The organism is Myxococcus xanthus (genome assembly GCF_013116825.1).
Taxonomy (GTDB): Bacteria; Myxococcota; Myxococcia; order Myxococcales; family Myxococcaceae; genus Myxococcus; species Myxococcus xanthus_B.
In genome coordinates, this window is the sequence record NZ_JABFNS010000049.1 from 16200 (window position 1) to 42008 (window position 25809).

General features: G+C 69.4%; 27 protein-coding genes. 14 read left to right on the forward strand and 13 right to left on the reverse strand.

The features are described 5' to 3' along the window. Window positions 1-2 precede the first annotated feature (2 nt). The 4 genes from HNV26_RS16395 (at window position 3) to HNV26_RS16410 (ending at window position 5462) form a co-directional block, all read left to right on the forward strand. A complete protein-coding gene (locus HNV26_RS16395) occupies window positions 3-1247 on the forward strand; it encodes an acetylornithine transaminase (RefSeq protein ID WP_171442227.1) in 1245 nt (414 codons plus the stop codon). 108 nt (window positions 1248-1355) lie between these two features. After that, window positions 1356-2717 (forward strand): J domain-containing protein, encoded by a 1362-nt coding sequence (locus HNV26_RS16400; RefSeq protein ID WP_171442228.1) that lies wholly within the window; start codon window positions 1356-1358, stop codon window positions 2715-2717. A gap of 18 nt (window positions 2718-2735) precedes the next feature. Further along, window positions 2736-4577 (forward strand): molecular chaperone DnaK, encoded by a 1842-nt coding sequence (dnaK, locus tag HNV26_RS16405; protein WP_171442229.1) that lies wholly within the window; start codon window positions 2736-2738, stop codon window positions 4575-4577. Next, window positions 4578-5462, forward strand: a complete 885-nt coding sequence (locus HNV26_RS16410; RefSeq protein ID WP_171442230.1) for a tetratricopeptide repeat protein — start codon at window positions 4578-4580, stop codon at window positions 5460-5462. Window positions 5463-5465: 3 nt separating this feature from the next. Here HNV26_RS16410 and HNV26_RS16415 read toward each other — a convergent pair whose 3' ends face one another. The 5 genes from HNV26_RS16415 to HNV26_RS16435 are packed head-to-tail and all read right to left on the reverse strand — an operon-like array spanning window position 5466 to window position 8626. Then, window positions 5466-5945 carry an FAS1-like dehydratase domain-containing protein gene (locus HNV26_RS16415; protein WP_171442231.1) on the reverse strand — a complete coding sequence of 160 codons (480 nt, stop codon included), beginning with the start codon at window positions 5943-5945 and terminating at the stop codon, window positions 5466-5468. A 5-nt stretch (window positions 5946-5950) separates the two neighbouring features. Further along, window positions 5951-6346 carry a MaoC family dehydratase gene (locus HNV26_RS16420; protein WP_171442232.1) on the reverse strand — a complete coding sequence of 132 codons (396 nt, stop codon included), beginning with the start codon at window positions 6344-6346 and terminating at the stop codon, window positions 5951-5953. 39 nt (window positions 6347-6385) lie between these two features. Further along, window positions 6386-7528, reverse strand: coding sequence for an SDR family oxidoreductase (locus HNV26_RS16425; RefSeq protein WP_171442233.1), 1143 nt, complete (start codon window positions 7526-7528; stop codon window positions 6386-6388). A gap of 23 nt (window positions 7529-7551) precedes the next feature. Continuing rightward, on the reverse strand, window positions 7552-8148 hold the full coding sequence (gene coaE, locus HNV26_RS16430; RefSeq protein ID WP_171442234.1) for a dephospho-CoA kinase: 597 nt from the start codon (window positions 8146-8148) through the stop codon (window positions 7552-7554). Window positions 8149-8158: 10 nt separating this feature from the next. Further along, window positions 8159-8626, reverse strand: coding sequence for a hypothetical protein (locus HNV26_RS16435; protein WP_171442235.1), 468 nt, complete (start codon window positions 8624-8626; stop codon window positions 8159-8161). Between the two features lie 127 nt (window positions 8627-8753). Here HNV26_RS16435 and HNV26_RS16440 point away from each other — a divergent pair, with 127 nt between their 5' ends. From HNV26_RS16440 to HNV26_RS38430, 6 genes are all read left to right on the forward strand, one after another. Continuing rightward, window positions 8754-9230, forward strand: coding sequence for a cytochrome c3 family protein (locus HNV26_RS16440; RefSeq protein WP_228556458.1), 477 nt, complete (start codon window positions 8754-8756; stop codon window positions 9228-9230). Between the two features lie 4 nt (window positions 9231-9234). Continuing rightward, complete coding sequence (gene yihA / locus HNV26_RS16445) at window positions 9235-9855, forward strand: ribosome biogenesis GTP-binding protein YihA/YsxC (RefSeq protein ID WP_171442237.1); 621 nt, start codon at window positions 9235-9237, stop codon at window positions 9853-9855. Window positions 9856-9890: 35 nt separating this feature from the next. Next, window positions 9891-11606 (forward strand): DUF6178 family protein, encoded by a 1716-nt coding sequence (locus HNV26_RS16450; protein WP_171442238.1) that lies wholly within the window; start codon window positions 9891-9893, stop codon window positions 11604-11606. A gap of 150 nt (window positions 11607-11756) precedes the next feature. Beyond that, window positions 11757-13037 (forward strand): spore coat polysaccharide polymerase ExoJ, encoded by a 1281-nt coding sequence (gene exoJ, locus HNV26_RS16455; protein ID WP_171442239.1) that lies wholly within the window; start codon window positions 11757-11759, stop codon window positions 13035-13037. Continuing rightward, window positions 13027-14181 carry a spore coat polysaccharide biosynthesis glycosyltransferase ExoK gene (gene exoK, locus HNV26_RS16460; RefSeq protein ID WP_171442240.1) on the forward strand — a complete coding sequence of 385 codons (1155 nt, stop codon included), beginning with the start codon at window positions 13027-13029 and terminating at the stop codon, window positions 14179-14181. Before exoJ ends, exoK begins: the two co-directional genes overlap by 11 nt. Window positions 14182-14282: 101 nt before the next feature. Next, entirely contained in the window at window positions 14283-14969 is a 687-nt protein-coding gene (locus HNV26_RS38430; protein ID WP_253816667.1) for a DUF4097 family beta strand repeat-containing protein, read from the forward strand. 99 nt (window positions 14970-15068) lie between these two features. On the opposite strand, the gene HNV26_RS16470 is transcribed toward HNV26_RS38430, so the two are convergent. From HNV26_RS16470 to HNV26_RS16485, 4 genes are read right to left on the reverse strand one after another with little or no spacing between them, the layout of a single operon-like run. Continuing rightward, a complete protein-coding gene (locus tag HNV26_RS16470; RefSeq protein ID WP_171442266.1) occupies window positions 15069-16160 on the reverse strand; it encodes a quinone-dependent dihydroorotate dehydrogenase in 1092 nt (363 codons plus the stop codon). Between the two features lie 8 nt (window positions 16161-16168). Next, window positions 16169-17164: an amidohydrolase family protein gene (locus tag HNV26_RS16475; RefSeq protein ID WP_140790716.1), complete on the reverse strand. Its 996-nt coding sequence runs from the start codon at window positions 17162-17164 to the stop codon at window positions 16169-16171. A gap of 37 nt (window positions 17165-17201) precedes the next feature. Continuing rightward, entirely contained in the window at window positions 17202-17915 is a 714-nt protein-coding gene (locus tag HNV26_RS16480) for a Smr/MutS family protein (RefSeq protein ID WP_171442241.1), read from the reverse strand. Between the two features lie 51 nt (window positions 17916-17966). Continuing rightward, window positions 17967-18788, reverse strand: a complete 822-nt coding sequence (locus HNV26_RS16485; RefSeq protein ID WP_171442242.1) for a TerB family tellurite resistance protein — start codon at window positions 18786-18788, stop codon at window positions 17967-17969. 53 nt (window positions 18789-18841) lie between these two features. Between HNV26_RS16485 and folD the strand changes: the two genes are divergently transcribed. Next, complete coding sequence (gene folD / locus HNV26_RS16490) at window positions 18842-19708, forward strand: bifunctional methylenetetrahydrofolate dehydrogenase/methenyltetrahydrofolate cyclohydrolase FolD (protein ID WP_171442267.1); 867 nt, start codon at window positions 18842-18844, stop codon at window positions 19706-19708. Here the strand turns inward: folD and HNV26_RS16495 are convergent. Further along, a complete protein-coding gene (locus HNV26_RS16495; protein WP_171442243.1) occupies window positions 19681-20490 on the reverse strand; it encodes a class I SAM-dependent methyltransferase in 810 nt (269 codons plus the stop codon). The genes folD and HNV26_RS16495 overlap by 28 nt on opposite strands. A gap of 183 nt (window positions 20491-20673) precedes the next feature. Here HNV26_RS16495 and HNV26_RS16500 point away from each other — a divergent pair, with 183 nt between their 5' ends. The 3 genes from HNV26_RS16500 (at window position 20674) to HNV26_RS16505 (ending at window position 23592) form a co-directional block, all read left to right on the forward strand. Then, a complete protein-coding gene (locus tag HNV26_RS16500) occupies window positions 20674-21624 on the forward strand; it encodes an ADP-ribosylglycohydrolase family protein (protein ID WP_171442244.1) in 951 nt (316 codons plus the stop codon). After that, on the forward strand, window positions 21621-21851 hold the full coding sequence (locus HNV26_RS37910; RefSeq protein WP_253816668.1) for a hypothetical protein: 231 nt from the start codon (window positions 21621-21623) through the stop codon (window positions 21849-21851). The genes HNV26_RS16500 and HNV26_RS37910 overlap by 4 nt, the downstream gene beginning before the upstream one ends. Window positions 21852-22068: 217 nt before the next feature. Continuing rightward, on the forward strand, window positions 22069-23592 hold the full coding sequence (locus HNV26_RS16505; RefSeq protein ID WP_171442245.1) for a sensor histidine kinase: 1524 nt from the start codon (window positions 22069-22071) through the stop codon (window positions 23590-23592). Here HNV26_RS16505 and HNV26_RS16510 read toward each other — a convergent pair. The 3 genes from HNV26_RS16510 to metF all read right to left on the reverse strand — a co-directional run bounded on the left by HNV26_RS16510 (window position 23589) and on the right by metF (window position 25752). Then, the gene (locus HNV26_RS16510) at window positions 23589-24200 is read right to left on the reverse strand and encodes a DUF2378 family protein (protein WP_216612400.1); all 612 of its coding nucleotides are present in this window, start codon (window positions 24198-24200) and stop codon (window positions 23589-23591) included. The two genes, HNV26_RS16505 and HNV26_RS16510, sit on opposite strands and share 4 nt — an antisense overlap. Window positions 24201-24460: 260 nt before the next feature. Next, window positions 24461-24883 carry a hypothetical protein gene (locus tag HNV26_RS16515; RefSeq protein WP_140862291.1) on the reverse strand — a complete coding sequence of 141 codons (423 nt, stop codon included), beginning with the start codon at window positions 24881-24883 and terminating at the stop codon, window positions 24461-24463. Further along, a complete protein-coding gene (gene metF, locus HNV26_RS16520) occupies window positions 24880-25752 on the reverse strand; it encodes a methylenetetrahydrofolate reductase [NAD(P)H] (RefSeq protein ID WP_171442247.1) in 873 nt (290 codons plus the stop codon). The genes HNV26_RS16515 and metF overlap by 4 nt, the downstream gene beginning before the upstream one ends. Between the last annotated feature and the right edge of the window lie 57 nt (window positions 25753-25809).

Below are 25809 nucleotides of genomic sequence, written 5' to 3' on the forward strand. Positions count from 1 at the left end.
GGATGACTGCCTTGTCGCAATCCGAGCCGTCCCTCTCCGCATCGTCCGAATCCTCCACCGACGCCCTGGTCCAGAAGGCGAAGCGCCACCTGCTGCAGAACTACAAGCAGCCGCCCTTCGTCCTGGCTCGGGGCCAGGGGGCTCGTGTCTGGGACACGGATGGCCGCGAGTACCTGGACCTGATTGGTGGCATCGCCACGTGCGCGCTGGGACACTGCCACCCGGACGTCGTGGCCGCCGCGAAGGCGCAGCTGGATTCCTTGTGGCACGTCTCCAACGTCTTCTATTCGCAGCCCCAGATTGACCTGGCCGAGCAGCTCACCGAGTGGTCCGGCCTGTCGCGCGCGTTCTTCTGCAACTCGGGCGCGGAGGCGAACGAGGCGCTGCTCAAGCTGACGCGCAAGGTGATGAAGGACCGCGGTACGCCGGAGCGCTTCGAGGTCATCTCCTTCGACAGCAGCTTCCACGGCCGCACCCTGGCCACCGTCACCGCCACCGGCCAGGCGAAGTACCAGAAGGGCTTCGAGCCGCTGCCCGCCGGCTTCACCCACGTGCCCTACGGCGACCTCGAAGCGGTGCGCAAGGCCGTGGGCCCGGCGACCGCCGCCATCCTCGTGGAGCCCATCCAGGGGGAGGGTGGGGTGCGGATGGCGCCCCTGGGGTTCCTCGCCGGTCTGCGCGCGCTGTGTGACGAGCACGGGCTGCTGCTGCTGGTGGACGAAGTCCAGACGGGCATGGGCCGCACCGGCAAGCCGTTCGGCTTCATGCACGAGGGCATCGTCCCGGACGGCATCAGCGTGGCGAAGGCGCTGGGCAACGGCCTGCCGATTGGCGCCATGCTCTGCAAGGAAGCATTGGGCGCCAGCCTCACGCCGGGCACGCACGGCTCCACCTTTGGTGGCAACCCGGTGGCCGCGGCCGCCGCCAATGCCGTGGTGCGCATCCTCCGCCGTCCCGGCTTCCTGGAGGAGGTCCAGGAGAAGGGCGCCTATCTGCTCGCCCGGGCGCGTGAGCTCCAGGGCCGGCTGCCCGCGGGCCGCATCCAGGCCGTGCGCGGCCAGGGGCTGCTGGTGGGCGTGGAGTTGGATCGCGAGGTGGCGCCCGTCATCGCCCAACTGCGCGGCGAGGGGCTGCTGGTGAATGCCGCTGGCGACCGCACGCTGCGCTTCGCGCCGCCCTTCATCGTCACCGTGCGCGAGTTGGATGAAGGCCTGTCCATTCTCGAGCGCGTGCTCGCCGCCAACTGACCGGCGTAGCCGTGGTCCACCGCATGGGGAAGGGTTCACGGACGTTTGACGCCCTGCGTCCGGAACCCTAGTCTGGAAACTCCAGAAGGCTTTCCTCGGACTGTCACTGTGAGTGCGCCAAACACGATCATCGGGCTGGGGGCCCTGACGGATCACATCGCCACGGTGCCCCAACTGGATGCAGCGCGTCTCCAGCTCACCGCGGAAGAGGGCTCAGTGCTCCAACTCGTGGGGCGCGTGGAGCGCATCGACCAGGTGCTGGCGCGCTCCAAGCTGGGCGAGCCGCGCACCATCGCCGTGCTGCTGGCGCTGCGGGCCAAGGGCGCCATCGTCCCCGCCCGGGTGGTGCCTCGGGGCGCGCCCGCGCCCGTGGTGGACGCGGCCATGGCCGAGGAGGTGGACCTCGAGCCGGAGCGGAAGAAGGAGATCATCGAACTGGAGCGCTCGCTCGACGCGATGGACCACTTCGCCGTGTTGGGGCTGAAGCCCGGGGCTCCCGCGTCGGAGGTGAAGCAGGCGTATTACAACGCCTCGCGCCGCTTCCATCCGGACCGCTACTTCGGGAAGAACCTGGGCAGCTTCCGCGCCCGCATGGAGCGCATCTTCCGGCGCCTCACGGACGCGCACAACGTGCTCATGCAGCCCGACAAGCGCGAGGCCTACCTGCGCGCGAATCCGGCACTGGCTCAGGCCGAACGCGCCGCCGCGCCGCCGCCCCCCGCCGCGCCGCCTCCGTCCGTGCCTTCGCAGGAGCTGCTGACGCCAGAGCCGCCGCCCGTGCATCAGGTTTCATCGCCTCCCCCGGCGCCCCGTCCGCCCGTGGCTTCCAGCGGGCCTTCATCCATTCCGCCGCCGTCGCGTCCGCTGGCGCCACCGCCGGATGATGGCGCGTCCGAAGCGCGCCGGGCGGAGCGGCAGGCCCGTTTGGCCCGGCATCCCTACCTGGCCCGCACGGGCCGGCTGGCCGAGCTGATTGCCCGGGGCAAGGCCGCCATCGCCAGTGGCGACTGGGAGCGGGCCTATCACGACTTCCATCAGGTCCAGACGATGGACCCGAAGAACCGCGAAGCCGCGCTTCTCCTCGTCAAGGCGCGCCGGGGGCATGACTCACAGCGGGCGACCATCGAGGTCGCTCGAGGGCGGGAGATGGAGCGGCATGGCGACACGCATGGCGCCATGTCGGCCTACCGGCTCGCCTGCTCGCTGGACGACCAGAACGCCGAGGCGGCCTGGCGCTGCGCCCGCCTGGGGCACCTGTTGGGGCAGGATGCAGCCGAAAGCCGAGGGCTGGCGCAGCGCGCCGTGGAGCTGGAACCCGACAAGGTCGAGCACCAACTGACGCTGGGAAAGGTGCTGTTGGACGGCGGATCGAAGAAACTCGCGAAGCGAGCCTTCGAGGACGCGGCGAAGCTGGCCCCGGACAACGCGGAAGCGAAGGCCGCGCTCAAGAAGCTGCGCTGGACGTTCTAGGAGTAAGTACGGTTCCCCATGGCTGAGCCCGAACCCCTCATTGGCATCGACCTGGGAACGACGAACAGCATCGTCGCCACCGTCCAGGACGGCCAGCCCGTCGTCATCAAGAACCGCACGGGCCAGGGGCTCACGCCCTCCGTCGTGGCCATGGCGAAGAACGGCAAGCGGCTGGTGGGCAGCATCGCCAAGCGGCAGGCCATCACCAATCCGCAGGAGACGGTGTACGCGGCCAAGCGGCTCATCGGCCGGAAGTTCTCCTCGCACGAGGTGCAGGACTCGCTGCGCGCGCTGTCCTACGAGGTGGTGGCGGGGCAGCACGACGACTTGCGCATCCGCATGGGCGGCAAGGACCTGTCCGTCCCCGAAATCAGCGCCATGATCCTCCAGGAGCTGAAGGCGGACGCGGAGGCGCACTTCGGCCGGCCCGTCTCCAAGGCCGTCATCACGGTGCCGGCCTACTTCAACGACGCCCAGCGCCAGGCCACCAAGGACGCGGGCCGCATCGCCGGGCTGGACGTGCTGCGAATCATCAACGAGCCCACGGCCGCGGCGCTGGCCTACGGCTTCGGCCGCACGGTGAACGGGCGCGTGGCGGTGCTGGACCTGGGGGGCGGCACCTTCGACGTGTCCGTGCTGGATATCTCCCAGGGCGTCTTCGACGTGGTGGGCACCGGCGGTGACACCCATCTGGGCGGTGAGGACTGGGACAACCGCATCATCGAATGGCTCGTCTTCGGCTTCGCGAAGGAGCACGGCATCGACCTGCGCAAGGACCGCATGGCGTTGCAGCGGCTCAAGGACGCGGCGGAGAAGGCCAAGGTGGAGCTGTCCAGCGTGCGCGAGGCGGGGCTCAACCTGCCCTTCATCTGCACGCCGCCCGGCGGTGGTGCGGCGCTGCACCTGCAAGCCACGCTGAGCCGCGACAAGCTGGATGACCTGACGTCCGACCTGGCGGAGCGGGTGGTGGGGCTTACCACCGAGGTGCTGGGCGAGGCGGGCGTGCGCGCCTCCGAGCTCAAGGAAGTCATCCTCGTGGGCGGCATGTCGCGCATGCCGAAAATCGTGGAGGCCGTGCGCGGCTACTTCCGCCGCGAGCCCTGCAAGGGCGTCCATCCGGACGAGGTGGTGGCGCTGGGCGCCGCGATTCAGGCCCACGCGCTGGTGCAGCCGGAGCACGAACTGCTCTTGCTGGACGTGACGCCGCAGAGCCTGGGCGTGGCCATCGCCGGGGGCTCCGTGCGTCGGCTCATCTCCAAGAACACCACGGTGCCCACGTCGGCCACGGAGGTCTTCGCCACGTCGAAGGACTTCCAGCGCGTCGTGAAGATCATGGTGCTCCAGGGGGAGCACGACCTGGCGCACCAGAACGAACTGCTGGGCGAGTTCGTCCTCACCGGCCTGCGGGAGGCGCCACGGGGCCAGGTGGAGATTGACGTCACCTTCGACATCAACGCGGAAGGCATCGTCTCCGTGCACGCGAAGGACCGGGAGACGGGGCTTCGCCAGTCCATCACCGTCACCGCGTCCAGCGGCCTCACGGAGGAGGAGCTCCAGCGCATCATGGACGAGCAGCGCGGCTACCTCATCGCCGCGCGGGCGTCCGAGGAGCTGAAGTCGCGGCGCGTGGAGCTGGACTCGCTTGCGCGCGACGTGGTGGACGCGCTGACGCGGGCGCGGCTTCTGCCAGGTGGGGGCGGTCTGGCGCCGGATGTGATGCCTCGCGCGGAGCAGGTGCTGGAGCACGCGCGCGCGGTCCGCGCGGGTGAGGACATGGCGGCGCTGGGCCGCGCGTGTGAACTGCTCACGGGATGTCTGGCGCAGTTCAAGGGCCCGGCGCCCGGGGGCACGGGGCGGTAGATGAGCAGCCAGCGCGCGAACCAGCTCATCGAGGCAGGACTGTGGCTGCGCCTCAGTGGCGACGCGCAGGGGGCGCAGCGTCTCTTCGAGCGCGCGCTGGAGCTGGATCCGACCAACACCCGCGCCCGGGACTACCTGGCGGCCGCCGCGGGCGCGCCTTCGCGGGGCGCGGCGACGCCGTTCGAGCGGCCTCTGGAGTTGGAGCCTTCGCCGGGGCGGCTGGCGCCCACCGACGCGGACCTGCCCGTCTCACCGGCGCTGGAAGGCGACTGGGGCGCATGGGCGGAGGGACAGGGCGGCCCCTCGGAGGCCGGTGGCAAGTCGCCGCCAGCGCTCGTCGTCTTTCCGGAGGCGCTGGACGGCGCGCCGGCGGACGTGCTGGAGCTGCTGGCGCGCGACGTGGTCATCGAGTTCGACGAGCCCGTCATCCAGGCGAAGGGGGACACCGACGAGTACGGCATCCCCGAGGGCCACACCCAGGAGCTCGGCCTCCCCGTGATGGAGAGCGAGCTGGACCTGCTCCTGCGCGGGGCCGAGGACCTGTTGGAACTGGATGACCACTCCGGCGCGGTGGACCTGCTCTTCAAGGCGAAGGAGCTGGCGCCGTCGGACCTCCGCGTGGAGTCGCTGCGCGCGCGCAGTGAGCGGATGCTGATGGCCCGGCTGGAGTCCAAGCTGGGCGACCTGGGCCGGGTGCCCGCGGTGCGCCTGCAGCCGGACGACATCATCTGGCTCAACCTGGACCACCGCGCCGGCTTCGTGCTGGCGCAGATTGATGGCTCGGTGAGCTACGAGGACCTCTTCTCGCTGTCGGGGATGACGCGGCTGGATACCGCGCGCATCCTCGTCCAGCTCATCGATGAAGGCGTCATCTCCGCGGGCTGACGGCTAGCCGCGGATGATGGCCGTCCACGTGCCCTTCACCACCAGGGTGCCGTGCTGGTTGCGCGACTCGCTGGTGACGATGACGAAGCCCATGCGGGCGCGCTCGTAGAGGTCCGCGATGCGGCCGGTGGTCGTCATCACATCGCCGGGGCGCATGACGTCCAGGAACTCCAGGTCCTGTTCGCCGTGCACCAGCATCTGCATGTTGATGTTCAGCGCGGGGTCCACGATGGCGGCGCTGAAGGGGCGGATGGCGAAGACGACGGCGAAGCTGGGGAAGGCGATGAGGCCTCCGTGAGGCCCCGCCTTGGCGACCTGCGCGTCGTAGAGGAGCGGGCTGACGTGCGCGGGAGGCTCGCCCGGCGTTCCAGCGCCCGGCTTCGCGCCGCCGACGGCGAGCGTGAACTCGCGCATCTTCTCTTCGCCCAGGGTGTAGTGGTACGGGCCGTACTCACGGCCGATGAATTGCTTGTCGAGGGCCATGGTCGTTACCCGATGAAGGCTTCGACGATGGCGCCCTTGAGGACGTCCTCGCCGCGCTGGTTGGTGGCGGAGACTTCCGCCGTGAGCCGCCCGTCCTGGACGGCGGTGACCCGGCCCTGGAAGGTAATCGTGTCCTCGGGCCGCACCGGGCGCGAGAAGCGCGCCTTCACGCGGCGGACGCGGCCGGGGTCCTCCACGAAGCCGGCAATGGCCTCCACCACCCAACCCAGGGTGCACAGCCCCTGGAGGATGTTGCCTTGGAGCCCGGCGGCGGAGCCCGCCTCCGGGTCGATGTGGATGGGGTTGTAATCCCCCGAGGCGCCCGCGTAGTAAATCGGCCGGTACCGGTCGCACTCGCGGACGTGCGTGAACGTGTCGCCTGGCTGGTAGGTGCGTGGCATGGGAACCGTGGATCTACCACGGCTGGCCGCCGCGCGTGCTCAGGGACGCTCTGCGTCGGGTGCCGTGCCCTGATCCAACGGGTCGTCCTCGTCCGAGCCCTCGCGGCGCTTGCGGTACTGGTCCCGCACGTAGGCCACGAGCTGATCCAGATAGGACGACAGGGGAGGGCACCGCACGCCGGTGCCGTCCAGCAGCTCCAGCGTGTTGTGGCAATTGTAGATGGCCAGGTGGTTGACGTAGCTGATGGCGGCGCGCTGTGGGCGGGCCAGCTTCTCCAGCAGCGGCAGTCGCAGCATGACGTCCGCCGCCCGCGCGGAGAGGTTGAAGCGCGGCAGCTTCTTGTTCGACTTCTCCGCGATGAGCTCGTACACGCGGCGCGCGCTCATCGGGTTGGGGTCCACCAGGTGGAAGGTGTTGCCCTGGGCGCGCGGGTCCTTCGACAGGCGCCACACCGCCTCCACCACGTAGTCCACCGGCACCACGTTCAGCGGCGCCACGCCGTTGCCCGGCAAGGGCAGGGGCACCACCAGCGGCGAGGTGACCAGGAGGATGCCCAGGTAGTAGGGCCCCTCGAAGCGGTCGATCTCCCCCGTGCGGGAGTCACCCACCACGCTGGATGGACGGAAGACGGTGATGGGCAGGGTGGCGCCCGCGCGCTGCACCAGCCGCTCCGCCTGGAACTTCGTCTCCTCATAGGCGTTGCGGAAGCCCTGGCCCCGGTCCAGCTCGTCCTCGGCGATGACGCCCAGGCGGTCGCCGGACACGTAGCAGGTGGAGAAGTAGTTGAACCGCGTGAGCTTCCCGCAGTCCCGAGCCAGCTCCAGCATGTTGCGGGTGCCGTCCACGTTCACCCGCCAGGCCGTCTCCTTGGCCACGCCGAGCTGGGCCACCGCCGCCAGGTGGAAGATGTCCGTCACCCGCTCGCACAGGCGCTGGTACTCCTCGCCCGACAAGCCCAGGTGCATGTCCACCACGTCACCGGTGAGCAGCTCCACCTTGGCGCCCTTCACGCGGGCGGCGTGCTGTTGCGCTTCCTTGAACGACTTGGGCTGCACCAGCGCGTAGATGTGCCCCTTCGGGTCCTCGCGGGCGATGTGTTCCACCAGCCGCTTGCCGATGAATCCCGGGTAGCCGGTGAGGAAGTACGTTCCGGCCGTGGCCTTCTTGCGCGTCTCGCTCATGCGGCGCGCAGCATACCCGGCGCTCAGCCGCGCGCGAGCATGGCGCGCCACATCGCCTCAACCTGGGCGCGGGTGGAGGCCAGGTCCCCACTGTTGTCAATGACCCAGGTGGCGTGGGCGCGCTTGTCGTCCAGGGGGAGCTGGGCGGCCAGCCGGGCGTCAGCGGCGTCGGAGTCCAGCCCGTCGCGCGACATCAGCCGGGCCTTCTGGAGCTCCCGGGGCACCCACACCACCGCCACGGCCTCCATCCAGGCGTGCATGCCGCTTTCGATGAGCAGGGGCACGTCGTAGATGACGCGCGTCACGCCCCGTTCCTCCAGCGCCTGGAGCTTGTCCATGAAGGCCTGACGCACCAGCGGGTGGGTGATGTCGTTGAGCGCGGCGCGCTCCGCGGGGTCCCCGAAGACGCGTGCGCCCAGCTTCACCCGGTCCAGCCGGCCGTCCGAGCCCACCACGCCGGGGAAGCGCGCCGCCACCGCGGCGAGCCCGGGCGTGCCCGGCTCCACCACCTCGCGGGCAATCACGTCCGCGTCCAGCACCTCCGCGCCCAGCTCCCTCAGGATGCGCGTCACGGTGCTCTTGCCGGAGGCGATGCCTCCCGTCAGTCCGAAGACGTGCATGGGCGTGGCCCTACTTCGCGGCCTTCTGCGTGGTGAACGTCAACGACTGAACCGTCTTGCCGTCCTCGTTGAAGAAGATGGCCAGGCCCAGGCGGGGGTAGAGGAAGTAGGTGCGGAAGTCGTCCGTCAGCTTGCGCAGGTAGCAGGGCGTGGCGGGCGCGGCGCCGGAGGGGCAGGAGGGGCCGTAGCTGTTCTCCACCGTCTCCTTGTCGATGATGGGCCCGGGGAACACGTCGATGCGCTCCACCAGCTGCGTGTCCGGATCCACCTTGAACTGGGTCTGGGTGGTGCCCTTGATGGCCTCCTTGGACAGGTAGGCGATGATCTCCTTGCCGTCCTGTTTGACGGTGCGCGAGGGCTCACCGAACTTCTTGATGATGTCGTCGCGCTTCGACACGCCCGGCTCAATGCCCTGCCAGGGCTTGGCGGCGGCGGGGACGGCGAAGGTGAGGACGGCGAGGACGGTCAGGATGCGCATACGGCTCCTCCCTGCTGGAACGGGCGGGCAAGGCTCTAGCAATCCCCTATACCCGACGGAAGTTTCTGCCGGTCATTCAACCACGAGACGCCTTGCCCCGTCCGGGGGGCTCTGCTACTCCGGCTTCATGCGCGTTCCTGGCATCAGGATCCTCTCCCTTCTCGTGCTGGCCGCCGCTGGGGCGGCCGGGGGCGCCGACTTCGTAGGCCCGGACAGCTGCAAGGGTTGCCACCCCGAGGCCTACGACGCCTGGATGCAGTCGAAGCACGCCCGGGCGGAGAGTTCGCTCACCGACCAGCAGAAGAAGGACGGGCGCTGCCTGTCCTGCCACTCGCCGGAGCAGGTCACCCAGGCGACGGTGAATGTCACCTGTGAGACATGCCACGGCGGCGGGCAGTACTACTCACCCGAGTACGTGATGAAGGACTCGGAGCTGGCGCGCCTGGTGGGCCTGGTGGACCCCTCTGAGAAGCAGTGCCGCTCCTGCCACGACGCTTCCTCGCCCTCCCTCCGGCCGTTCGACTTCAAGGAGTCGCTCAAGGCCATCGACCACTGGTCCGCCGAGCGCGCCCGCCGCGCCGCGGATCCGTCGGCCAAGAAATGACGTTGTGATCAAGGTCCTCGACGCACGCTTCGTCACCACCGCCGTGGAGCCCAAGGGCTACCCGACGGACCACATGGCGGAGGTGGCCTTCGTCGGCCGCTCCAACGTGGGGAAATCCTCCATGATCAACGCGCTCACCGGCCGCAAGAAGCTGGTGCGCGTGTCCAACACGCCGGGGCGCACCCGGACGTTGAACTTCTTCGACGTGGACCTGGAGCGCGGCGGCGTGCGCCACCAGCTCCGCCTGGCCGACCTGCCGGGCTACGGCTTCGCCAAGGCCAGCAAGGCGGACAAGGCCCAGTGGGAGAAGATGATCACCACCTACCTGGAGAAGCGGCACCGCCTGGAGGCCGTGGTCAGCATCGTGGACGTGGAGGTGGGGCCCACGCCGGACGACCTCACCACGCTCGACTATCTCCAGGCGCACAACCGCCGGGTGCTGGTGGTGGCCACCAAGGTGGACCGGCTCACCAAGGCCAGGCGCAAGCCGCGGCTGGTGGAGCTCTCCAAGCTGATGGACCTGCCGCTGGAGGTCATCCTCCCTTTCTCCTCCACGGAGAAGCTGGGCGTGGATGAGGTCTGGGGCGCGCTGCTCGACACCTTCGGCAAGTCCACCCGCGTCTGAGGGCCGCCGGCATCATCCGGTAGCCGCCGCTCCCGGTGGGGTTCTGCTCCCGGGCCGGGGGGCGCTGTGGTAGGGACCGCGCCGTGTCCGAAAACGGCAAGGGAAATGGAAGCGACACGCAGCTGGCTCCCCGGGAGCTGCGTCAGCGGTTGATGAGGCTGTCCCCGCGTCAGCGGGTGGACGCCCTCCTGGATGTCGCGGAGGCCCGCGCGCTGGTGCGCTCGATGCCCGCCGAGGACCTCTACGTCACCATCCAGGAGCTGGGGCTCGCGGACTCGACGGAGCTGGTGCAGCTCGCCTCGCCCGGCCAGTTCCGCGCCTTCGTGGACCTGGCCGGCTGGCGGCGGGACGCGCTGGACTCGCACGCCGTCCTCACCTGGCTGCGCGCCGCGCGGGGCGGGGTGGAGGACACGGGGGAGTTCCTTCGCAAGCTGCACGCGCTGGACCTGGAGGTGCTCGAAATCCTCCTGCGCGAGTTCATCGAGGTGCACGACCTGGAAGAGAACCCGGACGTCAACCCGCCGGGCGTGACGATGGAGACCCCGGAGGGGCGTTACCTCGTCGAAATCAAGGTGGAGGGCGTGGAGATGTCCGCCGTCCGCTCGCTCCTCAACGACCTCATCGCGGAGAACCCCTTCGAGGCCGTGCGCCTGCTGGAGGCCGTGCGCTGGGAGATTCCCAGCGAGCTGGAGGAGACGGCGTACCAGTTCCGCCGCGGCCGACTCCAGGACATGGGCTTCCCGTCGCTGGAGGAGGCGGTGTCCCTGTTCAGCCGTGTGGACGTGGCGCCCGCGCCCATGTCCGCCGCGCGTCCAGGGCTGGCGCCCACCACGGGCCATGTGGACTACCTGGAGGCGGCCTTCCGCGGCCTGACGATGGTGGAGGCGGTGAACGCGGAGGACGAGCTGCGCGAGGTGGCCAGCGCCGCGCTGGTGGCGGACCTGGCGGACCCGGGGGATTTGGACGCCATCCGCCGCGCGAGCGAGACGGTGCGCGACTACCTGTCCCTGGCGCTCGAGCACCTGACGGGCGCGGACCCGGAGCGCGCCACGGACGTGCTGCGCGACACGCCGCTGCGGCGCATCTTCCAGACGGGCTTCTCGCTCACGCTCCAGCTCAAGTTCCGCGCGGACCGGCTGGCCAAGGCGCCGGGCGCCCTGGTGGAGGGCGTGCTGATGGTGCTTCCGGAGGAGGCGGCCGCCATCTCCGCGCTGCGCCAGAAGCGACCCCGCCGGGCGCTGCGCGTGGAAGGCGCGGAGCCGGTGCCGTTCCGCTCCCGGCGCGAGCTGGCCGCCACCGAGGCGTTGCTGGCCCGCGCGGAGGCCCAGGTGCAGGTGTTCCGCGGGGTGCTGGGTGGCACCGACGACTCGGCGCGCGAGGCCCTGGCCCGCTTCGGCGTGCCCCTGGAGACGCTGGGTCTGGAGCGCCTCCTGGCCGCGGTGGTGGCCATGGCGGTGCTGGAGGAGCGCGCGGAGGCGCGCCCCGTGCCGCTGGGGCGGGTGGTGGAGCTGGGCCAGCGCCTCTTTGAAGGCGCCCCGGGAGCGCCGCGCCTGCGCGCCTCCGCGGCCGAGCGCGCCCAGAAGGGCCTGGAGCCGGCGGTGGCGCCGGAGGCGCATGCGGAGCTGCGCCGTCTGGTGACGCTGACCCTGTCGCGGCTGTTGGAGGAGCTGGGCACGCCCTGGCTCCAGGACGGGCGGCTGGAGCCGATGGCCTCGGCGGTTCTTCCGATGGAGAGCAGCCCCGTCCCGTAGGAATTTCAGTCCGGGGCGGCCCGCACGTCTGGCGAGGCCGCCCCGTTCTAGAAGATTCAGGGCTTTGCCCGACGGGGCCCCTGGCATGTCCTCTGCTTTCGCCCAGGCACGCGTATTGGTGCGCGACGCAACTGCCGGGAGGTGGAGTGAATGGTGCTGGGAGAGCAGGGGCAGCGCCGTGACGTGTGGGCCTTCTATGCGCTGACCGCTTTCGCGGCGGTCATGTACGCGGTGCCGGGTGAGTGGATTCCGGCGCTCGCGCCGCTGCGCCTCGCGTTGGTGACGTCGGGGCTGGCGGCGGGACTCATGGTGATACGCCGGCTGGGGCGGGCGGAGCCGCTGTACGTGGACGGCTCGCGCGGTCTGGCGCTGATCGCCTTCTCCACGCTGGCGGTCGCGTCCGTCGGCTGGTCCGTGATTCCGGAGGTGACGACCACCACGGGCATCGAACTGCTGAAGCTGACGGCCATCTACATCACCTTCGTCAACGTCATCACCACCCGCCGCCGGCTGGCGGTGGTGTGCGGGGCCATGGTGCTGGCGTCGGTGGTGACGTCCATTGGCGCCATCAACTGGTACCTGGTGGGCGAGGACCTGGTGGAAGGCTTCCGCGCGCGCTGGGTGGGCGTCTACGCGGACCCGAACCACATGGCCATGAACCTGGCGCTGGTGGTGCCGCTGGCGGTGGCCTTCGTGGCCCGCAAGGGAAGCGGCTGGCTGTGGCGTCTGGCGTGTCTGACGGCGGCCATCCTGGCGGTGGCGGCCATCGTCGTCTCGCACTCGCGCGGCGGCTTCATCGGTCTCTCCGCGGCCATGGCGCTGTGGGCCATCCGCGAGAAGCGCCGCATCCAGGCCATTGTCGTGGGCTCGCTCTTCGTGATGGGCCTGCTCGTCTTCGCGCCCCAGAGCTTCTGGGAGCGCAACGAGACGGTGGCCGAGTTCCACGAGGACGCGTCCGCCATGGGCCGTGTCTACGCGTGGCAGGTGGCCAGCCGCATCAGCCTGGACAGGCCGCTGCTGGGCGTGGGGGCGGGCGGCTTCCGCTACGCGTGGCCCATGTACGCGCCCCCCGAGGCGCGCCGGGCGTACGTGGCCCACAACATCTTCCTGGACGTCATCGGCGAGCTGGGCTGGGTGGGCTTGTTCTTCTTCATGGTGTTCACGGGCGGTGCCGCGAGCGGCGCCTTCGAGGCGTCGCGGGACAAGGAAGTGGGGTGGCTGGCGCGAGCCTTGTCCGCGTCCGTCGTGGGCTACCTCGTGTGTGACTTGTTCTCCGGCTACATCCTGTCCGCGCACTGCTACGTACTCTTCGGTCTGGCGGCGGCGGCGCACCGGGTGGCGCGCGCGTCCCAGGCAGCGGACATGCAACGGGTTCCGGCTCCGAGCGGGCCGGTGGTGGCGACGTGGGAGGGGTCCGGACATGCGGCGTGAGGAGGCGCGGATGGGGCAGGAGCCCCTCCGTCTGGTTCAGTTCACCCGGTCTTTCCACATTGGGGGGACTGAGGTGCAGGTGCTGGAGCTGTTGCGGGGACTGCCCGCGAGCTACCGGTTGCAGGTGTCCGTGCTGGATGATTCGGGGCCGCTGATTGGCGCGGTGTGGAAGCTGGGCCACGCGCCCGCGGCCTTCCCGCTCAAGGGCTCCGTGGTGCAGCCGAACACGGCGTATCAGGTGTACCGCATGGCGCGCTGGCTCAAGGCGAACCGCGTGGAGCTGGTGCACGTGCATGACTTCTACTCCACGATGGTGGCCGTGCCGGCGGCGAAGCTGGCGGGCACGAAGGTCATCGTGGGCCGGTTGGACCTGGCGCACTGGCAGGGGCGGGCGCGGCGCGCGGTGCAGTCGCGGCTGTGCCGCATGGCGGACCATGTGATTGGCAACGCGGAGGCCATCCGCCACCAGCTCATCACCGAGGAGGGCTTGCCGGCCTCTCGCGTGTCCGTCATCCACAACGGCCTGGACTTGCCGCGCTTCGAGTCCCGCAGGCGCGAAGGGCTGCGCGGGCCGCTTCCCGACACAGGCGCCGCGCCAGTGGTGGTCCACGTGGCCAACATGAATCACCCGGTGAAGCGGCAGGAGGACCTGCTGCTCGCGCTGGCCCAGCTGCGCCACTCCGGCATCACGCTGCACGCCTTCCTGGTGGGTGATGGTCCGCGCCGGCCGGGCCTGGAGAGGCTGGCCGGTGAGCTGGGCGTGTCCGATACCGTGCACTTCCTGCGGCACCGCACGGACGTGCCCGCCATCTACGCCCGGGCGACCTTCGGCGTCCTCTGCTCCTCCGCGGAGGGCATGTCCAACGCGGTGATGGAGGGCATGGCCGCGGGGCTTCCCATGGTGGTGACGCGCGTGGGGGGCAACACCGACCTGGTTCGCGATGGCGAACGTGGCCTCGTGGTGGACCCCGAGCGTCCCGCACAGCTGGCCCAGGCCTTCCGTCAGCTTCTCGCGAATCCCGAGAATGCGAGAAGCATGGGGCGTGCGGCGCGGGACTTCGTGGCGCGCGAGCTCTCCCTGGAGAAGATGGTCCGGCGCCATGACGCGCTGTATCAGCGGATTGCCCGGGGCGCGGACGCCTGAGGCATGTCAGAGCGGTGTGGATACTGCGTCTCCACCGGGCGCAATGAGGGCGGGGCCGGGGCGTAGGGACGGGGGCATCCCACCCCTTCCGGAGCCCGCACATGGTCCTGCCCTTGCTGCTCATCCTCGCCGCCGCGCCGTCCACCCAGACGTGGACTTTCAATACGGACGGTACGCCTGAAGTTCACATCGGCAATGTTGATGGCGCGGTGCGCGTAGATGCGGTAGACGGGAATGACGTGGTAATCACGGTTGTTTGGGAAGGCGCGGAGAGTTCTCGGAACGAAGTGGGCGTGGAAGTCGTCCAAGAAAAGGGTGCCATTCGGGCGCGGGTTTGTTGCGGTCCGTGTGAACAAGAAACGGGGTCCTGCCGTCGGAGGGGGCCCTCGGTGAGGTTCACGGCGAAGGTGCCACGGCGGGCGCGTTTGGATTTGGCGACGGTGGGTGGTCCGGTGACGGTGGCGGGCGTGACGGGGCGGCAGTCGCTGGCGACAGTCAATGGCCGTGTGGAAGTGAGCGGTTCCGAGGAGCGGTTGGATGTCAGCACGGTGAACGGCACCGTGGCGTTGGCACCGCGGAAGGTCGTGGCTACTTCTGTGTCCTCGGTGGGCGGGGATGTCCGGCTGAAGCTGCCGGCCCGGGCGGATGTGAAATTGGAATTCAATACTGTCGGTGGTCGTTTCAACGACAGTCCCGCGAGGTTGGGAGGCCGCGAGCAGACGTATGGCTCGGGCACCCATGCGGTGGATGTCAGCACGGTCGGCGGCTCGCTCACCGTGCAGCAATAGCTTTCGAGGCCCGTCAAGCACTGGGCCCGGGGCGCTCGCCGGTGAAACTCCAAGGCGCCGGCGAGCGCTCATTTTTTATCCGCGGATTGGCGCGGCGCGTCAACTGGGTGCGCCCGGCTTCCGGTGCTCGGCGCCGATGACGTCGCGGACCTGCTTGTAGCCGTCGCGGGCGAGCAGGGTGGCCAGGGTGGGGAGGATGTTTCCCACCATGCCCGGGCCCTCGTAGATGAAGCCCGTGTACACCTGCACCACGGACGCCCCCGCGCGGAGCTTCTCGTAGACGTCCTGGGCGGTGAAGACGCCCCCCACGCCGATGATGGGCAGCGCGCCCCCGCTGCGCAGCCAGGCGCGGCGGATGACGGCGTTGGCGGGCTCGCGGACGGGCGCGCCGGACAGGCCGCCGGCTTCCTTGGCCAGGGGATGCTCGAAGGGCCGGGCCACGGTGGTGTTGGTGGCGATGAGGCCGGCGAGCTTCTGGGCCCGCGCGACATCCACCACCTCGTCCACGGCCTCGGGGGACAGATCCGGGGCAATCTTGAGGAACAGCGGCTTGCCCGGGGCCACGGTGGCCAGGCGCTCCTGCACCGCGCCCAGGAGCTGTCCCAACTGTTCGGGCTCCTGGAGCTTGCGCAGGCCCGGCGTATTGGGGGACGAGGCGTTGACCACCACGTAGTCGCCCAGGGGCGCCAGCGCGTCCACGCAGGCCACGTAGTCATCCACCGCCTGCTCCAGCGGCGTGTCCTTGTTCTTGCCGATGTTCACCCCCAGCGGTCCCGGACGCCACGTCTGCATCCGCAGCCGCGCGGCGGCCTGGGTGGCGCCGTGGTTGTTGAAGCCCATGCGGTTGATGAGCGCGCGGTGCTCCGGCAGGCGGAACAGGCGAGGGCTGGGGTTGCCGGGCTGGGGCCTGGGCGTGAGGGTGCCAATCTCCACCGCGGAGAAGCCGCAGGCGAAGAGGCCATCCACCGCCTCCGCGTCCTTGTCCAGGCCGGCGGCCAGCGCCACGGGGTGGGCGAAGCGCAAGCCGGCCACCTCGACGGCCAGGCCGGGCGGGGCGCCCTCCAGGGCCTTCTCGCGCAGGGACTCGCACAAGTCCCGTGAGCGGCCCAGGTAGTGGAGCCCCGCCATGCCGAGCCGGTGCGCGCGCTCCGCGGAGAGCTGGAAGAGGAGCGAGCGGGTGAGTCCGTACATGGCGTGGCTCACGCGGGGATGAACGAGGCTTCCCGGGCCCAGGCGAGCGTCTGATCCACCTGCTCGGGCGTGAGGATGCCGTTCTGTTCGATGATGTCGATCTCCCGCCGCATGTCTGTCTCCAGCAGGTAGGGGCCGTCGGTGTTGATGGTGAACTTCACCTTGCGGTCCCAGAAGGTGCGGACGATGTGGCGCAGCTCCTCCACGCCCTCCACGGCCTTGGTGTGCAGGTTGGACGTGGGGCACAGCTCCAGGACGATGTCTCGCTCGCGCAGCACCTTCATCGCGTGCTCGTCGTAGGCGGCGCGGATGCCGTGGCCGATGCGGTGCGGCTGGAGCTTCTCCACCACGGCCATGACCCCCTCGGCGCCGGTGCCGCGCGTCTCGCCGGTGTGCACCGTGCACTTGAGCCCGGCGCGGCGCGCCCGTGAGAAGAGCTCTTCGTACTGGGTGACGACCTCCGGCTTCAGCTCCATGGCGTTCGTCTCCGTGCCGGCCAGGTCGATGCCGTACACGCCGCGCGTGCGGTACTTGATGGCCTTGTCCACGATGATGCTGTTGAGCCGGTGGTCGAACTCGCGGGCCAGGCAGAAGATGAGGCCCATCTTCACGCCGTACTCCAGCACCGCGCGGTCCATGCCGCGCAGCGCGGCGTGGATGATGTGGTCCAGGTCCAGCTCGGAGTTCAGGTTGCGCTTCATCGGGTTGAAGCGCAGCTCCATCTGCGTCACGCGGCTGCCGCGGTACTCCTTGCCGATGACCTCGTAGACGGAGCGCTCAATCGCGCTGGGGGACGACTGGATCTTCTCCGTCCAGGTGTGGAGGATCTTCAGGTAGTCGTCCAGGCTCCCCACCTTGCCCGGACGGGAGGTGATGAGCTCCACGAAGTCGAAGTAGTTCTTCACCGGGAGCTTGAAGCCCTGCTGGTGGGCGATGGACCAGAGGATGTGGGGCGCCACAGCGCCACCCACGTGGATATGCAGGTCGATCAGATCGCGTGCCATGGAGGCATGTATGCACAGTGCCGGGCTCGCGTAAAGACTACCGCCGGAGCAGCACGTACACCGCGCCGGTGCCCCCGTCCTGAGGCCGTGCGCTGGCGAACGCCAGCACCATCCGGCCAATCCGCTTCTCGGACAGCCAACCCTTGAGCCGCTCCTTCAGCACGGGAATCTGGTCCTTGGAGTTCAAACCGCGACCGTGCACGACGAGCATGCAGCGCATCTTCGCGCGGCGGCTGTCACCCAGGAAGCGCTCCAGCGCGTCGCGCGCCTCGCTCTGTGTCTTCCCGTGCAGGTCCAGCTGTCCCTGGATGGCGAAGTCGCCCCGGCGCAGCGCGCGCAGCAGGTTCCGGTCGATGCCGGGGCTCGCCCCTTCGATGCACTCGTCCGTGCCGGTGAAGTCGAAGTCGCCCTGGCCGGCGACCAGCTCGGAGAGCTGCGCGAGCGCCTCCGCGTTTTCATCGATGATTGCGGGCAGGCGCGGGTTGGGCGCGGGCGCTTCGCCCCGGTGGGTGAGTTGCTGCACGCCGTCCATGGCGGAGAAGAAGAGGGAGGCATCGTCCTCCTCGCGGACCTTGGGCGCCGTCGCGGCCCGGGGCGGGGGCGCCGCGGCCTTGCGCTTCGCCACCTCCGCCGCGGCCTTCTCCTTCGCCTCCTTCTTCTCCTGGTCCTTCATCACCTGGATGACGGACTTGAAGGGGTTGTTGCTGAAAGCCGCTTCCTTCTTCTTGGGGCCGTTGCGCTGCTGACTCATGGCGGAAAGTGCGTCCTCGTCGTGGTCGACTGTGAGGGATGTAATCCGGCGCTACAGCCCGCGCAGGCGCCGAATCTCTTCGTAGGCGTCGCGGATCTGCTGGAAGCGACGGGCGGCCTGCTCGGCGGCCTGACGGCCGAGGTGGGCGGATTTGTCGGGGTGGTGCTCCGCGGCGAGCTGCCGGAAGGCGCGCTTCACCTCGACGTCGGTGGCATCCGGCGTCAGGCCCAGCGCGGCGTAGTGTTCATCCCCGGCGCCCAGGTGCTGGGCGATGATGGCCTGCTCGTCCGCCTCGGAGATGCCCAGGCCCTCGGCGACGCGGCGCAGGACCTCCCGTTCGGAGCGCTGCATTCCTCCGTCGGCCAGCGCCAGCTCGTAGAGCGTGTCCAGCAGCCGGCGCCGCTCGGCCGAGGGGAGCTGGGCATGGCAGGCGCTGACGGCCGCGTCCAGGTCGGGCGGGTGGGCCAGGAAGACCTTGAGGTGGCTCCGGACGACCTCCAGGGCCTCGGGGCCGTAGCCCAGGGTCGTCTGGAAGTAGCGCCGCACCACGCGCACCTCGTCGCGGCGGACCTCGCCATCCGCGTGGGCCACCTCGACGAACACGGCGCACAAGTCACTGGCGAACTGCTCGTAGGGCTCCTCCTCGCGAGGCACGAGCGCCGCCTCCGACGTGGCGTCATGGGCGGACGCGTAGGGGGCGTGCGAGAAGCCGGACAGCGCCTCCGGGTCTTCGGGCGGCAGGGCGTTCTGGGCGTCGTAGTAGCGCCCCGCGAAGCCGCCCGCGATGAGCAGCAGGACAATGGCCCAGGGGCTGCCCACGAGCAGCCCCGCCATCAACCCCAGCATTGCTCCCAGCACTGTTCCTGCGCCCATGGCCGACGTCCCGCTCCCTTTCCTGCGGGAGAGTTTCGCATAGAGTGGCACGGGTGAACGCCCAGTTGATTGATGGCAAGGCAGTTGCGGCGCGCGTGCGAGCGGAGGTCAAGGCGGAGGTCGACCGGCTCAAGCTCGAGCATGGCCTGACGCCGGGGCTGGCCGTGGTGCGCGTGGGGGAGGACCCCGCCTCCAAGGTCTACGTCAATGGGAAGAAGAAGGCCGCGGAGGAGGTGGGCTTCCGCTCCTGGGAGCTCCACCCGGACGAGGGCATCACCCAGGCGGCGCTGCTGGAGGTCATCCACCAGCTCAACGCGGACCCGGCGGTGCACGGCATCCTGGTCCAGCTGCCGTTGCCCAGGCACATCGACCCGGACGCCATCATCTCCGCCGTGAAGCCTGAGAAGGACGTGGACGGCTTCCACCCGCTCAACGCCGGCAACCTGCTGCTGGGCCGGTCCACCACCCGGGCGTGCACGCCCTACGGGGTGATGCGGCTGCTGGAGGAGATTGGCTGCGACCCCGCGGGCAAGCGGGCGGTGGTGGTGGGGCGCAGCAACATCGTGGGCAAGCCCATGGCGCTGATGCTGCTCCAGAAGAACGCCACGGTGACCGTCTGCCACAGCAAGAGCGACCTGCACCGGGAAGTGGAGGGCGCGGACATCCTGGTCGTGGCGGTGGGCGTGGCCGAGCTGGTGAAGGGCGCGTGGATCAAGCCCGGCGCGGTGGTGATTGACGTGGGGATGAATCGCAAGCCGGACGGCAAGCTCGTGGGCGACGTGGAGTTCGCGGCTGCCGCCGAACGCGCGTCGTTCATCACCCCCGTGCCCGGTGGCGTGGGGCCCATGACCATCGCCATGCTGATGCGCAACACGCTCGACGCGGCCGTCCGCTACGGCCTGGTGCCTGTCGTCAGGTAGGCCGTGAGGGTGACGCGCTGGGGCCCCGGCCCCAGCTCCGCCTGCGCGTACTCGTGCATGGACCAGAGCAGCGGCTCCCACTGCGCGCCCAGCGCCCTGCGCGCCAGCATGACGGGCGCGCTGGAGCGGGTGGTGGCATCCACCATGGCCGCCGTGGATGGGTAGTCGATGGCGCCTTCCACCTCGTTCACCGTGACGTGGGTGAAGCCCGCGCTGGACATCTCCCGCTGACAGGTGTCGGGGGCGGACAGGGGGATGGCGCCCGGCTGTGAGGGCTTCGCGCCCATCTGCTCCCAGAGGCGCGTGTACACGGCGCGCAGCTCTTTCGAGCGCTCGAAGGGCGTCCAACTGGACACGACAGCCCGGCCGCCCGGCTTCAGGACCCGGTGAAGCTCCTGGAAGCCTCGTGCCCGGTCCGGGAAGAACATCAGGCCGAACATGGAGAAGGCGGCGTCGAAAGCGCTCGCCTCGAAGGGCAGCGCCATGCCGTCACCCTCCAGGATGTCGATGTCGAGCTTCGCCTCCGCGGTCCGGGCGCGCAGGGCGGCGATCATCTCCGGGGAGAAATCCACCGCGGTGACGCGGGCGCCGTCACGCGCGGCGAGCAGCGCGAGCGTGCCCGGCCCCGTGGCGACGTCCACGACACGCGTCCCTTGCGCGACGCCGGCCCGGAGCAGGGCATCCTTGGAGAACGTCTCGAAGGTGGGCATCAGCTCGCGCACGTACTCCGGCGCCACCAGGTTCCAGGCCTCGGGTTGGGCAAGGGGCGAGACGGCGGACATGGGGGCTCCTGGACGTGGGGGCTCGGCATGGCCCGGTTCCCGTGGAAGCCTGCATGGCGGGGCCTGAAGGCGCAATTTTGTCGCGACAGTCAGGGCCCCCACCGTTCAGCGGCGTGCGTCCGCTGTACGCGCGCCCGGGCGTTGTCCTAGCGTGTTTCGCGTCACCGTGGGGGAGGCAACACCATGCCGAGTCGCGAGGAGCAGATCGCCGGGGGAATCTACGGATTGCTGGTGGGGGATGCGTTGGGCGTGCCCTACGAGTTCCACGCACCCGAGCGGATTCCACCACCCGAGGACATCGACTTCCAGCCGCCCGAGGGCTTCCAGCGCGCGCATGGCGGGGTCCCGCCGGGGACCTGGTCCGACGATGGCGCGCATGCGCTGTGCCTGCTGGACTCGTTGCTCTTCCATGGGCGATTGGACCCGGAAGACCTGGGCCGCCGCCTGGTGAACTGGCTGGAGTGGGGCTACCTCGCGGTGGATGGCCAGGTGTTCGACGTGGGCATCCAGACACGCACGGCACTGGCCTCGGTCCACGCGGGGACGCCCGCGCTGATGGCCGGCCCCAAGGACGAACGAGACAACGGCAATGGCTCGTTGATGCGCGTGCTGCCATTGGCGCTCTGGCATTCAGGCAATGACGCGAAGCTCGCCTCGGACGCGATGACCCAGTCTCGCGTCACGCATGGACACATGCGCTCCCAGGTGTGCTGTGCGCTGTATTGCTTGTGGGCCCGCCGCATCCTCCTGGGCGCACGTGCTTCGGATGCATGGACGGACGCGGTGGAGACGTTCCGCAATCTGTATCCCGAAGGCTTCGAGGCGCGCACCGAACTGGACGCGCATGTCCTGCCGCCGGGCTGGGAGGAGATTCGAGGCACGGGCACGGGCTACGTGGTGGATTGTCTCCGCTCCGCGCGCCAGTGCGTGCTCGAGCACGGCACGTACGAGCAGGTGGTGAAGGCCGCGGTGCGCCTGGGCCGGGATACCGACACCACCGCGGCGGTGGCGGGAGGTATCGCCGGGCTCATCCACGGCGTGAATGGCATCCCCGCGCGTTGGCGTGAGTCGTTGCGCGGGGGCGAGTTGTTACATCCCATGTTGCAGAAGCTGCTCAAGTGCGTCGTGCGTTGAGTTTGACGCGGCGTCGCCCCGCACAGGTGCAGACGTTGACCCTGCGCGAGCCCGCACGTTTCGCGAATGTCGTGCCGGGCAGCGACCTGGTCTGTGTGAGCGCCGCGCCGACCTCGGAGCTCCAGGGGTCGGACGCGGGCCCGCCCATGCCCGCCCGGTGTCAGCCCGTGTGCGTGTTGCTGGCCCCTCCGGAGCAACGGATGCGGGTCACCATGACCACCCCCTGACACATGCCTCGGTTCTGCGACGCTTGTTCAATCCCTGTCGATGGAACGAGCGGGTGACGGTGTGTTTCACACCGTCATCAACGAGCCCCAAGGGCAAGTTGCATGTTTCTGTTGGAACAGTCTGCTTATTCCGACAAGTTTGGATTGCCAGGAGTGTGTAAGGGGTTAGGATGGCGACTCATCCGGGGGGGCCGGTATGGCCGGGGTGAGTCACGCAATGATTGACCAGGATGTGGGCGCGCCTGTGCTTCGGGGGCGATTCGGTCATACACGCGGGGAGAACGTGCGGACGGAGGGTACCGTGTCAACGGAGACTTCCGGCAACATGGTGCTCACACGTGGGGTCGACGCGCTGGAGGTGCGGGTGGAAGCACTGCTCGGCGAGCACCTGGAGGCCGTGCGACGGCGGGTGGACTCTCGCTTCGCCGCGCTGATGGTGGGGCAGTGGCTGGTCGCCATCGCGGTGGCGGCGGTGCTGTCGCCCTTCGCCTGGCAGGGGACGTCGCGGGTGGTGCATCCCCATCTGCAGGTGGCGGTGGTGCTGGGCGGCCTGCTGTCCGCCTTCCCGCTGGTGCTGGTTCGGCTGCGGGCCGGGGACGTCGTCACGCGGCACGTGGTGGCGGTAGCGCAGATGCTCTGGGCCGCGCTCTTCATCCACCTGACGGGTGGCCGCATCGAAACGCACTTCTATGTGTTCGGCTCGCTGGCCTTCCTGGCCTTCTACCGGGACCCGGCGGTGATGGCGACCGCCACCGTCACGGCGGTGCTGGAGCACTGCCTGCGCGGCATCTGGTGGCCGGAGTCCATCTTCGGCGTGTCGAATCCCGCGTGGTGGCGCTTCCTGGAACACTCCTTCTGGATGGTGTTCGTCAACGGGGTGCTGGTGATTGCGTGCCGCGAGACGCTGGGGGAGATGCGGCGCGTGGCGGTGCAGCAGGTGTTGCTGGAGGGTGCGTACGCGAACGAGCGCGTGGACCATGAGCATGCGCTGGCGCGCGTGCGCCGGGAGATGAGCTCCTACCGTGAGCAGGCCGCGAGGGTGGAGAAGCTGGCGGCGGTGGGGCGGATGACGGCGACGGTGAGCCACGAGCTGCGCAACCCGCTGGCCGCGGCCCGCACCGCCAACGCCGTGGTCGTCCGTCACCTGCGCAAGCTGGACGTGACGCTGGCGGACCAGCGGCTCCAGCGCTTCCTGGAGATCATCGAGCGCGAGCTGGCGGTGTGTTCACGCATCTCCTCCGAGCTGCTGGACTTCGCCCGCGAGCGTCCGCTGGAGCTGCGGCCCTGCTCGCTGCACGCGTTGATGGAGGAGGTGCTGGACGTGGTGCCGAGCCGCGAAGGCGTGCGCATCCAGAACAGCGTCCCCCTATCGCTGGAGTCGCCCTGGGTGGACCGGGAGCTGCTGCGCAAGGTGCTCATCAACCTGGTGCAGAACGCGGTGGAGGCCATGCCCGCGGGCCGTCTGGGCCGGGTGGACGTGTTCGCGGAAGGCGGCAATGGCGGCGCCTTCATCATCCGCGTGTCCGACAACGGAACGGGCATCCCGGAGGCGATGCAGGAGCGCATCTTCGAGCCGCTCTTCACGACGAAGCCCGCGGGCACGGGCCTGGGATTGTCGGTGGTGGCCAGCACGGTGCGGCAGCACGGCGGCACCCTGCGCGTGGAGAGCCGGGAAGGGGAGGGCAGCGTCTTCACCCTCTGCCTCCCGGCGGGTTGCCCCGCCGCCGAGGTCGCCCTCTAGCACCAGGACACCTCGTACTCGCCATCCAGCAGGCCCGTGGCACGCCCGCGGATGTACGTGTCGCGGGCGCCAATGGCGGCCAGCGCCGCGCGGAGCACGCCCTCGTGGTAGCTGTGCGGCATGAAGTCGCGGAACATGGTGAGGCGGCCCTGGCGCTCGCCCATCCACGCCACGTCCCGTTCGCCGTAGCTGACGGCGGTGCTGTAGCCGGACGGCAGGTTGCTGACGAGCCGGCGCGGGCAGCCACCGGACAATGCCAGGAAGCTGCGCCCCACCACGGTGCTCAGGAAGTCCTGTGCGGACCGGGCGCCAATGGTCTGCATGGCCGCCTCGAAGCCGCCCAGCCGCGGCGCCAGCAACCCCGCGGCGCTGAAGGACAGCCGCAGGAAGCTGGTGATGGGGTACAGGAAGAAGGGCACGAAGGCGCGCTCGCGCGAGGCCGCCAGGCACCGCGCCGCGGCGGCCTCCCCCGCTTCCTTCCGGACCACGTCCAGCGCCCCCAGGAAGAACATGCCCCGGGCGCGGTCCTTCTCCTCCGCGCGGCTCAGCCGCCGAGCCAGCTCCGTCAAAGGTTCAGGCGTTTCCCGCTCGACCTCAAACGCAATCATGGCCACCCCTGCGCTGGGAGGCGGCACTCGACGTGCGCGCCCCTCCGTGTGTGGCTACGAAAGTGAGGGAAACCGAGAAAGTGTGAAAGCCCGCACCGCTGCAACCCCGGGGCAGGGGGAGCGCCATTGGTGAACAGAGTGGGGGCTGCGTCAGAGGGAGCGCCGGGCTCCAGATGCCAGGCGGCGTGGCCGCGGGCGGTGTGACCTGAACATCAATTCACGGCGGTTGGCCGACGCTCCAACCGCCGCGTTTTGAACGCTCAGGCCTGGAAGGCTTCGCGAACCCCGTCGCGACGCAAGGTGAAGAGCATCCACACCGCCACCGGCACGCCAATGACGCAGCCGGGAGACAGGATGTAGAGCGCGGTGATGCCGCCCACCGTGGCAAGTCCGTAGCCCTTCAGGTTGAGCGCGCTGATGGCGCCCCAGGCGGAAAGCACCCCGCAGAGGATGCCCACCAGCAGCATCAGCGCCAGCGTGGGCGAAAGCTCCAGCGTGGACGCCTCCGCGCCCGCGGGGACGAAGGGCGAGGTCACCTTCAGCGCCGCCAGCACGAAACCGGCGATGTTGTAGATGACGTTCAGCACGCCCACGCACAGCAGGAAGAAGGCGGGCGGACGGATGATGTTGAGGACCTTGCTACGCGGGTCGCTTGGGGGCAGTTGGATTCCAGGACCACTCATGAACGGGCTCGCAGTGCGCTCACGATCATCCGCGTCGCCGGGGACTTGTTGAGCGTGTAGAAATGGATGCCAGGCACGCCGCGCGACAGCAGCTCCATGCACTGCACCGTCGCATGGGCCACGCCGAGTTGGGCCATGGCCTCCGGGTTGTCCTTCACCCGCTCGAGCTGCAACGCCAGGCGCATGGGCACGGTGGCTCCGCACAGGCGCGTGAATCGTTGAATCTGCTCGTAGTTGGTGATGGGCATGATGCCGGGGACGATGGGGACGTTGATGCCCGCGCGGCGCGCCCGCTCCACGAAGTCGAAGTAGAACGCGTTGTCGAAGAAGAGCTGCGTCACCACGAAGTCCAGGCCGGCATCCACCTTGGCCTTGAGATGACGCAGGTCGTCGTCACGGGAGGGCGTCTCCACGTGGCCCTCCGGATAGCACGCTCCCCCGAGGCAGAAGTTGAAATCCTCTTCTCGGATGAATCGCACCATCTCCGATGCGTAGCGGAAACCCCCGGGCGCGGGCTCGAAGATTGTCTGCCCCTTGGGTGGGTCTCCGCGCAGCACCAGGATGTTGTCCACCTTCGCGGCCGACAAGCGCTCCAGCACGGTGCGCAGCTCCGCCGGGGAGTGCCCCCCGCATGTCAGGTGCGCCATCGCCTCGATGCCCGCCTCCTGTTTGATGCGCAGCACCAACTCCACCGTCTTCGCCCGCGTGCTGCCTCCCGCGCCTTCCGTCACGGAGACGAACCCCGGCTGCAGGGTCGCCAGGTCTTCCAGCGCCTTGAGCAGGTTGGCCTCGCCCTCGTCCGTCCGGGGCGGGAAGAACTCGAAGGAGAAGCACGGGTCAGAAGGATTCAACCGATTACGAATCTTCATGTCTCCCCCAGTGTAGACGCTCCGCGTCGTCCTTGATCGGGCAAGTCTCGCGGCTAT

Bases quoted from the DNA above. Each gene is read 5' to 3' on its own strand.
- HNV26_RS16440 (WP_228556458.1), top strand. From the start codon at position 8,754: ATGCGCGTTCCTGGCATCAGGATCCTCTCCCTTCTCGTGCTGGCCGCC.
- HNV26_RS16485 (WP_171442242.1), bottom strand. From the start codon at position 18,788: ATGGGCGCAGGAACAGTGCTGGGAGCAATGCTGGGGTTGATGGCGGGG.
- HNV26_RS16500 (WP_171442244.1), top strand. From the start codon at position 20,674: ATGCCGAGTCGCGAGGAGCAGATCGCCGGGGGAATCTACGGATTGCTG.
- HNV26_RS16415 (WP_171442231.1), bottom strand. From the start codon at position 5,945: ATGGCCCTCGACAAGCAATTCATCGGCCGTGAGTACGGCCCGTACCAC.
- HNV26_RS16395 (WP_171442227.1), top strand. From the start codon at position 3: ATGACTGCCTTGTCGCAATCCGAGCCGTCCCTCTCCGCATCGTCCGAA.
- HNV26_RS16480 (WP_171442241.1), bottom strand. From the start codon at position 17,915: ATGAGTCAGCAGCGCAACGGCCCCAAGAAGAAGGAAGCGGCTTTCAGC.
- exoJ (WP_171442239.1), top strand. From the start codon at position 11,757: ATGGTGCTGGGAGAGCAGGGGCAGCGCCGTGACGTGTGGGCCTTCTAT.
- HNV26_RS16475 (WP_140790716.1), bottom strand. From the start codon at position 17,164: ATGGCACGCGATCTGATCGACCTGCATATCCACGTGGGTGGCGCTGTG.
- HNV26_RS16435 (WP_171442235.1), bottom strand. From the start codon at position 8,626: ATGCGCATCCTGACCGTCCTCGCCGTCCTCACCTTCGCCGTCCCCGCC.
- HNV26_RS16505 (WP_171442245.1), top strand. From the start codon at position 22,069: ATGATTGACCAGGATGTGGGCGCGCCTGTGCTTCGGGGGCGATTCGGT.
- HNV26_RS38430 (WP_253816667.1), top strand. From the start codon at position 14,283: ATGGTCCTGCCCTTGCTGCTCATCCTCGCCGCCGCGCCGTCCACCCAG.
- HNV26_RS16420 (WP_171442232.1), bottom strand. From the start codon at position 6,346: ATGCCACGCACCTACCAGCCAGGCGACACGTTCACGCACGTCCGCGAG.
- HNV26_RS16470 (WP_171442266.1), bottom strand. From the start codon at position 16,160: ATGTACGGACTCACCCGCTCGCTCCTCTTCCAGCTCTCCGCGGAGCGC.
- HNV26_RS16425 (WP_171442233.1), bottom strand. From the start codon at position 7,528: ATGAGCGAGACGCGCAAGAAGGCCACGGCCGGAACGTACTTCCTCACC.
- HNV26_RS16495 (WP_171442243.1), bottom strand. From the start codon at position 20,490: ATGTCCGCCGTCTCGCCCCTTGCCCAACCCGAGGCCTGGAACCTGGTG.
- exoK (WP_171442240.1), top strand. From the start codon at position 13,027: ATGCGGCGTGAGGAGGCGCGGATGGGGCAGGAGCCCCTCCGTCTGGTT.
- dnaK (WP_171442229.1), top strand. From the start codon at position 2,736: ATGGCTGAGCCCGAACCCCTCATTGGCATCGACCTGGGAACGACGAAC.
- HNV26_RS16510 (WP_216612400.1), bottom strand. From the start codon at position 24,200: ATGATTGCGTTTGAGGTCGAGCGGGAAACGCCTGAACCTTTGACGGAG.
- coaE (WP_171442234.1), bottom strand. From the start codon at position 8,148: ATGCACGTCTTCGGACTGACGGGAGGCATCGCCTCCGGCAAGAGCACC.
- HNV26_RS16515 (WP_140862291.1), bottom strand. From the start codon at position 24,883: ATGAGTGGTCCTGGAATCCAACTGCCCCCAAGCGACCCGCGTAGCAAG.
- metF (WP_171442247.1), bottom strand. From the start codon at position 25,752: ATGAAGATTCGTAATCGGTTGAATCCTTCTGACCCGTGCTTCTCCTTC.
- HNV26_RS16410 (WP_171442230.1), top strand. From the start codon at position 4,578: ATGAGCAGCCAGCGCGCGAACCAGCTCATCGAGGCAGGACTGTGGCTG.